This window comes from Bacillus sp. HMSC036E02, assembly GCF_001836235.1.
Classification (GTDB): domain Bacteria; phylum Bacillota; class Bacilli; order Bacillales; family Bacillaceae_G; genus Bacillus_A; species Bacillus_A cereus.
Genome location: NZ_KV827810.1, coordinates 1 through 11433, shown reverse-complemented (window position 1 = coordinate 11433; position 11433 = coordinate 1). Strand labels below are relative to the sequence as shown.

Genomic DNA, 11433 nt, shown 5'->3' with positions numbered 1-11433 from the left:
TTGAGCAACCGGTCATTTAGGAGATATTACAACATGCCGATGTGGTTCATTTCCTTCAGAAGTTGTATTGATACCTTGATGATTTGATAATGCCTGATGAATAATTTTTCGTTCAAAAGATGGCATCGGTTCTAAAATAACTCTTTTTTTCGTATTAAATACTTGTTTCGCTAATCGATAAGAAAGTGATTCTAACGTACTTTTTCTTTTACTACGATAATTTTCAGCATCTAGTGTAATACTGATATACTGCTTCGTGTTACGATTCGCGACAAGTTTTGTTAAATACTGTAAAGAGTTCAATGTATTACCTCTTTTCCCAATTAAAACACCTACATTATCACCAGAAATTGTAAATTCAATTTCGCGTCCTTTTACAATTTTACTAATCTCAACTTCCACACCCATATCGTGAATAACATTTCTTAAATATTCTTCACATTCTTGAATTGGATCTTTCTTCAATAAAACTTCTACTACTGCAGGACGATTCCCAAATAAACCTAAGAATCCTCTTTTACCCTCATCGACAATATTTATATCTACTCGATCTTTTGATGTATTTAATTGCCTTAAAGCATCCTCTACTGCCAGCTCGACTGTTTGTCCTTTAGCAGTAATTACACTCACTTGCTTGAGCCTCCAGCTTTGCTAGCCTTAATTTCTGGCCCTTTGATAAAGTACATTTGAGCAATACCAAAGATATTACCAACAACCCAGTAAAGTGATAATGCGGCTGGGAAGTTAATTGCAAAGATTAAAATCATAATCGGCATAAGCCAAAGCATCATTGCCATTTGCGGATTTTGACCAGCTGTTCCTGCCATTGCAAGCTTTTGCTGAATAAATGTCGTAATTGCTGCAACGACCGGTAAGATATAGAACGGGTCTGCATGTCCTAAATCGAACCATAAGAAACTATGTTGTTTAATTTCAGCTGTTCTCATAATTGCATGATAAAAAGCGAACAGAATTGGCATTTGAATAAAGATTGGTAAACAACCAGCTAATGGATTTACACCATTTTTTTGATATAACTGCATCATTTCTTGCTGCAGTTTTTGCTGTGTCGCTTGATCTTTAGAGCTATATTTCTCTTTTAACTTCACCATTTCCGGTTGTAACGCTTGCATCGCTTTCGTACTCTTCGTTTGTTTAATCATTAGTGGTAATAATGCAAAACGAATGATAAGAGTTGTAATAACAATTGCTAAACCGTAATTACTGTTAAATAAGTCGGCAAAATACGTGATTAACTGAGAAAGCGGATATACGAAATATTCATTCCAAATCCCAGTACTTTTCGATGTAATCGGCTGACCCGTTTCACTACAACCGGTGGCAATCGCCATTAATGCAACGACCATGGCTAGTAAACCTAATTTCTTTTTCAAAGCCTACTCCTCCTTGTATCGGTATGTATATAGTGTAATTCATTTCCTTACGCTACTTTTTTATTCTTTTCATACCAGAGCGTTTAAAGACATGAATTAAGCTTTTCTTTACTTCTTCATATGTCATCTCTGCACAAGGCTTCCTTGCTATTATAACAAAATCTTTCCCAGAATCTATCTCATCTTTTAACTCTGTAATAGCCTGACGGACCATGCGCTTAATTCGATTACGAACTACTGCATTTCCAATTTTCTTGCTAACAGAAAGGCCGATGCGAAAGTTTGGCTGTTCTTCTTTATCTAATTGGTATACAACAAACTGACGATTCGCATTTGATTTTCCTTTTTGAAAAACCGCCTGGAATTCATCATTCTTCTTTATACGATGTTTTTTCTTCATATCAATTGACACTCCTGTATTTCATCAGCGGAAATTCACTATTATTAGAAAAAAAGACCACTGAACGATCAGTGGTCTACGCAGATAATACTTTTCTTCCTTTACGACGACGAGCTGCTAGCACTTTACGTCCGTTCGCTGTGCTCATACGGCTGCGGAAACCATGTACTTTGCTGCGCTTACGTTTATTTGGTTGGTAAGTTCTTTTCATTATATGACACCTCCCTGAGGAATATCTGTTAAAGACAGTCCTATAAATTATAGTTAATCAACTAGGAAAATGTCAATGGTTCTAGAAATTTTCATCAAATATTCATTTTGAACCTATTCACATACTTTTACACAGCACCTATATTTCCTTGTGGATAAATGTTTTTTCACGTTTTTTATATCCACAAACTTTTTTCGCACTTTTACACAGTATATCGTGTTGTGGACAAGTTTATTCCACAAGGTATTGATTTTGTGGATAACTTTCTTAAATTCATTGCTATAGCCACTTTTTTTTGATATTATAGTTGTGTTTTCACTTTGAATAAGTTTTCCACACCTTTATTTTATCCACAGTTTGTGTATAACATGTGGACAGTTTTAATCACATGTGGGTAAATAGTTGTCCACATTTGTTTTTTTTGTCGAAAACCCTATCTCATATACAAACGACGTTTTTAGGTTTTAAAATACGTTTCGTATAAATATACATTTTATATTTATTGGGTTGTACATTTGTTGCGCAACCTTATTCTTTTACCATCTTAGTAAAGGAGGGACACCTTTGGAAAATATCTCTGATTTATGGAATAGTGCCTTAAAAGAATTAGAAAAAAAGGTAAGCAAGCCTAGTTATGAGACATGGTTAAAATCAACAACGGCTCATAACTTGAAGAAAGACGTATTAACGATTACAGCTCCAAATGAATTTGCTCGTGACTGGCTAGAATCTCATTACTCCGAACTAATTTCAGAAACACTATACGATTTAACAGGGGCAAAATTAGCAATTCGCTTTATTATTCCCCAAAGTCAAGCTGAAGAGGATATTGATCTGCCTCCAGTTAAGCCGAATCCAGCACAAGATGATTCAGCTCATTTACCACAGAGCATGTTAAATCCAAAATATACATTTGATACATTTGTTATCGGCTCTGGTAACCGTTTTGCCCATGCAGCTTCTTTAGCTGTAGCCGAGGCGCCAGCTAAAGCGTATAACCCACTCTTTATTTACGGGGGAGTTGGGCTTGGAAAGACGCATTTAATGCACGCAATTGGTCATTATGTAATTGAACATAATCCAAATGCAAAAGTTGTATATTTATCATCAGAAAAATTTACAAATGAATTTATTAACTCTATTCGTGATAATAAGGCTGTTGATTTTCGTAATAAATATCGCAACGTAGATGTTTTATTGATAGATGATATTCAATTTCTTGCTGGAAAAGAACAAACTCAAGAAGAGTTTTTCCATACATTTAATGCATTACACGAAGAAAGTAAACAAATTGTAATTTCTAGTGATCGACCACCAAAAGAAATTCCGACTTTAGAAGATCGTCTTCGTTCCCGCTTTGAATGGGGGCTTATTACAGATATTACGCCGCCAGATTTAGAGACACGAATTGCGATTTTACGCAAAAAAGCAAAAGCTGAAGGGCTTGATATACCAAATGAAGTTATGCTTTATATCGCAAATCAAATTGATTCAAATATTCGTGAATTAGAAGGTGCACTTATCCGAGTTGTAGCTTATTCATCTTTAATTAATAAAGATATTAATGCTGATTTAGCAGCTGAAGCACTTAAAGATATTATTCCAAATTCTAAGCCAAAAATTATCTCTATTTATGATATTCAAAAAGCTGTCGGGGATGTTTATCAAGTGAAATTAGAAGATTTTAAAGCGAAAAAACGTACCAAATCAGTTGCGTTTCCTCGCCAAATTGCAATGTATTTATCGCGCGAGCTTACAGATTCCTCTTTACCAAAAATAGGTGAAGAATTTGGTGGACGTGATCATACAACAGTTATCCATGCCCATGAAAAAATCTCTAAACTACTAAAAACCGATACGCAATTACAAAAGCAAGTTGAAGAAATTAATGGTATTTTAAAGTAGTAGCTGAATAGTGTGAATAACTTACCTTGTTTTACGCACAGTCTATCCACATGTAGATAGACTGTTTTTACATCCTTTATAGGGGTTATCCACATATCCACAAGCCCTATTACTATTACTATTATTTTTTTATCTTTATTAATTAAATAAAATCTTATACTTACCGGAGGTTTTTCTTTATGCGTTTTACAATACAAAAAGACTATCTTGTAAGAGGTGTACAAGATGTAATGAAGGCAGTTTCTTCTCGTACAACAATCCCCATCCTTACGGGAATTAAAGTTGTAGCTACTGAAGAAGGGGTTACATTAACAGGAAGCGATGCTGATATTTCTATTGAATCGTTTATTCCAGTCGAAGAAGATGGAAAAGAAATCGTAGAAATTGCTCAATCAGGAAGCATTGTTTTACAGGCAAAATATTTTAGTGAGATTGTAAAAAAACTACCTAAAGACACTGTCGAAATTTCTGTAGAAAATCATTTTATGACAAAAATAAAATCTGGAAAATCAGAGTTTAACTTAAATGGTTTAGATTCTGCAGAATATCCGTTATTGCCACAGATTGAAGAACATCATGTATTTAAGATACCAACAGATTTACTTAAGCATATGATCAGACAAACTGTATTTGCAGTTTCTACTTCTGAAACAAGACCGATCTTGACAGGTGTAAACTGGAAGGTATATAACAGCGAGTTAACTTGTATTGCAACAGATAGTCATAGACTGGCACTTCGAAAAGCAAAAATTGAAGGACATAACATTGCAGATGAATTCCAAGCTAATGTTGTTATTCCAGGTAAGAGCTTAAATGAATTAAGTAAAATTTTAGATGAGTCTGAAGAAATGGTAGATATCGTTATTACGGAGTATCAAGTATTATTCCGTACAAAACATTTATTATTCTTCTCAAGATTGTTAGAAGGAAATTATCCTGATACGACACGTTTAATTCCAGCAGAGAGTAAAACGGATATTTTTGTAAATACAAAAGAATTCCTACAAGCAATTGATCGTGCTTCACTATTAGCAAGAGATGGCCGCAATAACGTTGTTAAATTATCAACTTTAGAGCAAGAAATGCTAGAGATTTCTTCGAATTCACCAGAAATCGGAAAAGTTGTCGAAGAAGTACAATGCGAAAAAGTAGATGGAGAAGAGTTAAAAATATCTTTTAGTGCAAAATATATGATGGATGCATTAAAAGCTTTGGATAGTACAGAGATTAAAGTTAGCTTTACTGGGGCAATGAGACCGTTCTTAATTCGTACAGTAAATGATGATTCAATTATTCAATTAATTTTACCGGTTCGTACTTACTAGGTAAGGAATAAGGGTTGCTAGTTTAAAGATGCTAGTGGCCCTTATTTGATTTTTGGGTATTACTTTCCTAATGCTAGTTTATTTAGTACAATGAAAGAATGAACACTTTCAGAAAGTGAGCGATTTTATGAAACGTATTAAAATTTCAACAGAGTATATTACACTAGGACAATTTTTAAAGTTAGCTGATGTAATTGATACAGGTGGCGCTGTAAAATGGTTTTTACAAGAATATGAAGTGTACGTGAACAACGAACTTGAAAATAGAAGAGGTCGCAAACTATATGCGAATGATGTTATTGAAATTCCAGGAAGCGGAACTTTCCAAGTTCAGGCATAAAGGGGGAGCCCTTTGTTTATTTCAGAAATACAATTAAAAAACTATCGCAATTATGAAAAATTAGAGCTTTCCTTTGAAGATAAGGTAAATGTAATTATCGGCGAAAATGCACAAGGGAAAACAAATTTGATGGAAGCTATTTATGTTTTAGCGATGGCGAAATCTCATAGAACCTCTAATGATCGCGAACTTATCCGCTGGGATGAAGATTTTGGTCAAATAAAGGGGAAATTACAAAAAAGAAACAGTTCTTTGTCTTTGGAATTAAATATTTCGAAAAAAGGTAAAAAGGCAAAATTAAATCAACTTGAACAACAAAAGTTAAGTCAATATATTGGCGTGATGAACGTTGTCATGTTTGCCCCAGAAGATTTAAATCTTGTAAAAGGAAGCCCTCAAGTAAGAAGACGCTTTTTAGATATGGAATTAGGACAAATAGCTCCTGTATATTTGTATGAATTAAGTCAATATCAAAAGGTGCTCACGCAACGAAATCACTTGTTGAAAAAAATGCAAGGGAATAGTAAGAATGAGGAAACGATGTTGGATGTATTTACACTTCAACTAATTGAGCATGGTGCGAAAATACTGCAAAAACGTTTTGAATTTTTGCATTTGCTACAGGAATGGGCAGCTCCAATTCATCGAGGTATAAGCCGTGGATTAGAAGAGTTAGAAATTGTCTATAAACCAAGTGTAGATGTATCAGAATCAATGGATTTGTCGAAAATAAAAGAAGTATACTATGAAAGTTTTCAATCTGTGAAACAACGTGAAATTTTCCGTGGTACGACTTTAATTGGTCCTCATCGTGACGATTTACAATTCTTCGTTAATAGTAAAAATGTTCAAGTCTTTGGTTCGCAAGGACAACAACGAACGACCGCACTATCCCTAAAATTAGCTGAAATTGAATTGATTTATTCAGAGGTTAAAGAATATCCAATCCTTTTGTTGGATGATGTTTTATCAGAATTAGATGATTATCGTCAATCACATCTTTTAAATACAATTCAAGGAAAAGTGCAAACATTTGTTACAACGACGAGTGTCGACGGAATTGAACACGAAACATTAAAAGAAGCGAAAACAATTCATGTAACGAACGGCACTGTAGATTGTGAAATAGATAGGGAATAACCCCTGTTTAAATGGAAAAGTAGGTGATCTTTGTGTCAATGGAACAAAAGCAAATGCAAGAAAATGCATATGATGAAAGTCAGATACAGGTGCTTGAAGGACTAGAGGCAGTTCGGAAACGCCCTGGTATGTATATTGGATCTACAAGTGGAAAAGGGCTTCACCATCTTGTGTGGGAAATCGTAGATAATAGTATTGATGAAGCACTTGCAGGTTATTGTGATGAAATTAATGTTAGTATCGAAGAAGATAATAGTATTCGTGTAACGGATAATGGGCGTGGTATTCCGGTTGGTATACAAGAAAAAATGGGACGTCCAGCTGTAGAAGTTATTATGACTGTTCTCCACGCCGGTGGTAAATTTGGCGGTGGCGGTTATAAAGTTTCTGGTGGTTTACATGGTGTTGGGGCATCGGTTGTAAATGCTCTATCAACAGAATTAGAAGTATTTGTACATCGTGAAGGTAAAATCCATTACCAAAAATACGAAAGAGGTATTCCGGTTGCGGATTTAAAAGTCATTGGTGACACAGATCAAACAGGAACAATAACTCGATTTAAACCAGATCCGGAAATTTTCCAAGAAACAACAGTATACGATTTTGATACGCTAGCAACTCGTATGCGTGAATTAGCGTTTTTAAATCGTAATATTAAATTAACAATTGAAGATAAACGTGAACATAAGCAAAAGAAAGAATTCCATTACGAAGGTGGAATTAAATCATACGTTGAGCATTTAAATCGCTCAAAACAACCGATTCATGAAGAGCCTGTGTACGTAGAAGGTTCAAAAGATGGTATTCAGGTTGAGGTTTCTCTTCAATATAACGAGGGATACACAAATAATATTTACTCATTTACGAATAACATCCATACGTATGAAGGTGGTACACATGAGGTAGGTTTTAAAACAGCTTTAACTCGTGTAATCAACGACTATGGTCGTAAAAATAGCATTTTAAAAGATGCGGACAGTAATTTAACTGGTGAGGATGTTCGTGAAGGTTTAACAGCAATTGTATCAATCAAGCATCCAAATCCACAATTTGAAGGACAAACGAAGACAAAACTTGGGAATAGTGAAGCGAGAACAATTACAGAGTCTGTATTCTCAGAGGCGTTTGAAAAGTTCTTACTAGAAAATCCTAATGTAGCGCGAAAAATTGTAGAAAAAGGTACGATGGCTGCACGTGCACGTGTAGCTGCGAAAAAAGCACGTGAATTGACACGTCGAAAGAGTGCGTTAGAAGTTTCAAGTTTACCTGGTAAATTAGCTGATTGCTCTTCGAAAGATCCAGCAATTAGTGAAATTTACATCGTAGAGGGTGACTCTGCGGGTGGATCTGCAAAACAAGGACGCGATCGTCATTTCCAAGCAATTTTACCGCTGAAGGGTAAAATTATTAATGTGGAAAAGGCACGCTTAGATAAGATTTTATCAAATGATGAAGTTCGTACAATTATTACGGCGATTGGTACAAATATTGGTGGAGACTTCGATATTGAAAAAGCACGCTATCATAAGGTTATTATTATGACCGATGCCGATGTTGATGGTGCACATATTCGTACCCTATTATTAACGTTCTTCTATCGTTATATGCGTCAAATAATTGAGTGTGGTTATATCTATATTGCACAGCCGCCGTTGTTTAAAATACAACAAGGTAAAAAAATTCAATATGCTTACAACGATAAGGAACTTGAAAAAATCTTAGCAGAATTACCGGCCCAACCTAAGCCAGGGATTCAGCGTTATAAAGGTCTAGGGGAAATGAATCCAACTCAGCTATGGGAGACGACAATGGACCCAGAAGTACGTTCATTACTTCAAGTTTCCCTTCAAGATGCAATTGAAGCAGACGAAACATTTGAAATTTTAATGGGAGATAAAGTAGAGCCACGTCGTAACTTTATCCAAGAGAATGCAAAATACGTGAAGAACCTTGATATTTAAATGAGTAATGACAGGAATCTAAGTATTCCTGTCTTCTACATATAAATCAATGTATGTGTAACGGAAATGTAAGAGGAGGTGCTCGTTGATGTCAGACAATCAACAACAAGCACGAATTCGAGAAATTAATATTAGTCATGAAATGCGTACCTCATTTTTAGATTACGCAATGAGTGTTATCGTATCTCGTGCATTACCAGATGTTCGTGATGGATTAAAACCTGTGCATCGTAGGGTTTTATATGCGATGAATGATTTAGGAATTACAGCTGATAAAGCGTATAAGAAATCAGCACGTATTGTCGGTGAAGTAATCGGTAAGTATCACCCTCATGGTGATTCAGCCGTTTATGAAACAATGGTACGTATGGCGCAAGATTTTAGTCAACGTTATATGCTTGTAGATGGGCATGGTAACTTCGGTTCTGTAGATGGAGATTCAGCAGCTGCAATGCGTTATACAGAGGCAAGAATGTCTAAGATTTCTATGGAATTAATACGTGATATTTCAAAAAATACAATTGATTATCAAGATAACTATGATGGTTCCGAAAGAGAACCGATAGTACTACCAGCGCGTTTCCCTAATTTATTAGTAAACGGTACAACAGGTATTGCTGTTGGTATGGCAACAAATATACCGCCGCATCAGCTTGGCGAAGTAATTGATGGTGTGCTGGCATTAAGTCATAATCCTGATATTACTATCGCGGAATTAATGGAATATATTCCCGGTCCAGACTTTCCGACGGCAGGTTTAATTTTAGGAAGAAGTGGAATTCGAAGAGCTTATGAAACAGGTCGCGGTTCCATTATGCTTCGTGCTAAGGTTGAAATTGAAGAGAAGTCAAACGGTAAACAATCTATTATCGTAACTGAACTACCTTATCAAGTTAATAAGGCACGATTAATTGAAAAAATCGCAGAATTAGTTCGCGATAAGAAAATTGAAGGTATTACAGATTTACGTGATGAATCAGATCGTAATGGTATGCGTATTGTCATGGAAGTACGTCGTGATGCTAATGCAAACGTACTATTAAACAATCTATATAAACATACAGCGCTTCAAACAAGTTTCGGTATTAATATGTTGTCTCTTGTAAATGGGGAGCCACAAGTACTAAATTTAAAACAAAATCTATATCATTATTTAGAGCATCAGAAGGTAGTAATTCGTAGACGTACTGCTTATGAATTAGAAAAAGCAGAAGCACGTGCTCATATTTTAGAAGGATTACGAATTGCTTTAGATCATCTTGATGAAGTTATTACGTTAATTCGTAGTTCAAAAACGGCAGATATTGCCAAGCAAGGCTTAATGGAACGTTTTGGTTTAAGTGAGAAACAGGCGCAAGCAATTTTAGATATGCGTCTGCAACGCTTAACTGGATTAGAACGTGAAAAAATTGAGCAAGAATATCAAGACTTAATGAAGTTAATTGCTGAATTAAAAGCGATTTTAGCAGATGAAGAAAAAGTTCTTGAGATTATTCGTGAAGAATTAACAGAAGTAAAAGAGCGTTTCAATGATAAGAGACGAACAGAAATTACAATTGGCGGTATGGAATTTATTGAAGATGAAGATTTAATTCCTGAACAAAACATTGCGATTACGTTAACTCATAACGGTTATATTAAGAGGTTACCAGCTTCTACGTACAAAACACAGAACCGTGGGGGACGTGGTGTGCAAGGAATGGGTACGAATGATGATGACTTTGTTGAACATTTATTAACAACGTCTACTCATGATCATATTTTATTCTTTACAAACAAGGGTAAAGTATACCGTACGAAAGGATATGAAATTCCAGAGTATAGTCGTACTGCAAAAGGACTACCAATTATTAACCTATTAGGGGTAGATAAGGGTGAGTGGATTAACGCTATTATTCCGATTCGTGAATTTGGTGACGATCAGTTCTTATTCTTTACGACAAAACAAGGGGTTTCTAAGAGAACGCCACTTTCATCATTTGCAAATATACGTACAAATGGTTTAATTGCAATTTCTCTTCGTGAAGAGGATGAGGTAATATCTGTACGTTTAACATCGGGTGATAAGGATATTATTGTCGGGACAAGTAACGGTATGCTAATTCGTTTCAATGAACAAGATGTTCGTTCTATGGGACGTAATGCTGCAGGTGTTAAAGCTATTACGTTGGGCGATGAAGACCAAGTTGTAGGTATGGAAATTGTCGAAGAGGATGTAAATGTTCTAATTGTAACGAAAAATGGTTACGGAAAGCGTACACCGATTGATGAATACCGTCTGCAAAGCCGCGGTGGTAAAGGTCTGAAAACTTGTAACATTACAGATAAGAACGGTAAATTAGTAGCTGTTAAATCTGTTACAGGTGAAGAAGATATTATGTTAATTACAGCGGCAGGCGTTATTATTCGTATGCCAGTTGATCAAATCTCTCAAATGGGACGTAATACACAAGGTGTTCGTCTAATTCGATTAGAGGAAGACCAAGAGGTAGCGACGGTAGCAAAAGCACAAAAAGATGAAGAGGAAGAAACGAGTGAAGAGGTTTCTTCAGAAGAATAAGAGAGGGGATTTTCCCTCTCTTTATTTTTTTATAATAATACTTGCATAGGGAAGAGAAAGCCTATATAATAGGCAGAGTCAGCAAATGAGAGATACAACTTATCGAAAAAACTTGTTGACGAAAATAATATACTATGATATATTATAAAAGTCGCTGAAACGCGATATTGAACTTTGAAAACTAAACGAAACAAACA

The 11433-nt window shown here is 35.4% G+C and carries 10 protein-coding genes; 6 read left to right on the top strand and 4 right to left on the bottom strand.

Going from position 1 to position 11433, the window contains the following annotated elements; genetic code table 11:
- Positions 1-12: 12 nt before the first annotated feature.
- The 4 genes from jag to rpmH all read right to left on the bottom strand — a co-directional run bounded on the left by jag (position 13) and on the right by rpmH (position 2005).
- Positions 13-630 (bottom strand): RNA-binding cell elongation regulator Jag/EloR, encoded by a 618-nt coding sequence (jag, locus tag HMPREF2590_RS03720; RefSeq protein WP_000111512.1) that lies wholly within the window; start codon positions 628-630, stop codon positions 13-15.
- Positions 627-1394 carry a YidC family membrane integrase SpoIIIJ gene (spoIIIJ, locus tag HMPREF2590_RS03715; RefSeq protein ID WP_000727737.1) on the bottom strand — a complete coding sequence of 256 codons (768 nt, stop codon included), beginning with the start codon at positions 1392-1394 and terminating at the stop codon, positions 627-629. The genes jag and spoIIIJ overlap by 4 nt, the downstream gene beginning before the upstream one ends.
- A gap of 52 nt (positions 1395-1446) precedes the next feature.
- The gene (gene rnpA, locus HMPREF2590_RS03710; protein WP_000726621.1) at positions 1447-1794 is read right to left on the bottom strand and encodes a ribonuclease P protein component; all 348 of its coding nucleotides are present in this window, start codon (positions 1792-1794) and stop codon (positions 1447-1449) included.
- 76 nt (positions 1795-1870) lie between these two features.
- Positions 1871-2005 carry a 50S ribosomal protein L34 gene (rpmH, locus tag HMPREF2590_RS03705; protein WP_000831901.1) on the bottom strand — a complete coding sequence of 45 codons (135 nt, stop codon included), beginning with the start codon at positions 2003-2005 and terminating at the stop codon, positions 1871-1873.
- A gap of 564 nt (positions 2006-2569) precedes the next feature.
- Between rpmH and dnaA the strand changes: the two genes are divergently transcribed.
- From dnaA to gyrA, 6 genes are all read left to right on the top strand, one after another.
- Positions 2570-3910 carry a chromosomal replication initiator protein DnaA gene (gene dnaA, locus HMPREF2590_RS03700; protein WP_000428017.1) on the top strand — a complete coding sequence of 447 codons (1341 nt, stop codon included), beginning with the start codon at positions 2570-2572 and terminating at the stop codon, positions 3908-3910.
- A gap of 179 nt (positions 3911-4089) precedes the next feature.
- Positions 4090-5235: a DNA polymerase III subunit beta gene (gene dnaN, locus HMPREF2590_RS03695; protein WP_001212884.1), complete on the top strand. Its 1146-nt coding sequence runs from the start codon at positions 4090-4092 to the stop codon at positions 5233-5235.
- Positions 5236-5362: 127 nt separating this feature from the next.
- A complete protein-coding gene (yaaA, locus tag HMPREF2590_RS03690; RefSeq protein ID WP_000821364.1) occupies positions 5363-5575 on the top strand; it encodes a S4 domain-containing protein YaaA in 213 nt (70 codons plus the stop codon).
- 12 nt (positions 5576-5587) lie between these two features.
- On the top strand, positions 5588-6715 hold the full coding sequence (gene recF / locus HMPREF2590_RS03685) for a DNA replication/repair protein RecF (protein ID WP_000470745.1): 1128 nt from the start codon (positions 5588-5590) through the stop codon (positions 6713-6715).
- 38 nt (positions 6716-6753) lie between these two features.
- A complete protein-coding gene (gene gyrB / locus HMPREF2590_RS03680; protein ID WP_000435982.1) occupies positions 6754-8676 on the top strand; it encodes a DNA topoisomerase (ATP-hydrolyzing) subunit B in 1923 nt (640 codons plus the stop codon).
- 88 nt (positions 8677-8764) lie between these two features.
- Positions 8765-11236 carry a DNA gyrase subunit A gene (gyrA, locus tag HMPREF2590_RS03675; protein WP_001282864.1) on the top strand — a complete coding sequence of 824 codons (2472 nt, stop codon included), beginning with the start codon at positions 8765-8767 and terminating at the stop codon, positions 11234-11236.
- Positions 11237-11433: the final 197 nt, after the last annotated feature.

What these genes read in the sequence shown, in the direction of transcription:
- rnpA (WP_000726621.1), bottom strand. Translation starts at nt 1,794, where the DNA reads ATGAAGAAAAAACATCGTATAAAGAAGAATGATGAATTCCAGGCGGTT.
- rpmH (WP_000831901.1), bottom strand. Translation starts at nt 2,005, where the DNA reads ATGAAAAGAACTTACCAACCAAATAAACGTAAGCGCAGCAAAGTACAT.
- dnaN (WP_001212884.1), top strand. Translation starts at nt 4,090, where the DNA reads ATGCGTTTTACAATACAAAAAGACTATCTTGTAAGAGGTGTACAAGAT.
- yaaA (WP_000821364.1), top strand. Translation starts at nt 5,363, where the DNA reads ATGAAACGTATTAAAATTTCAACAGAGTATATTACACTAGGACAATTT.
- gyrB (WP_000435982.1), top strand. Translation starts at nt 6,754, where the DNA reads ATGGAACAAAAGCAAATGCAAGAAAATGCATATGATGAAAGTCAGATA.
- gyrA (WP_001282864.1), top strand. Translation starts at nt 8,765, where the DNA reads ATGTCAGACAATCAACAACAAGCACGAATTCGAGAAATTAATATTAGT.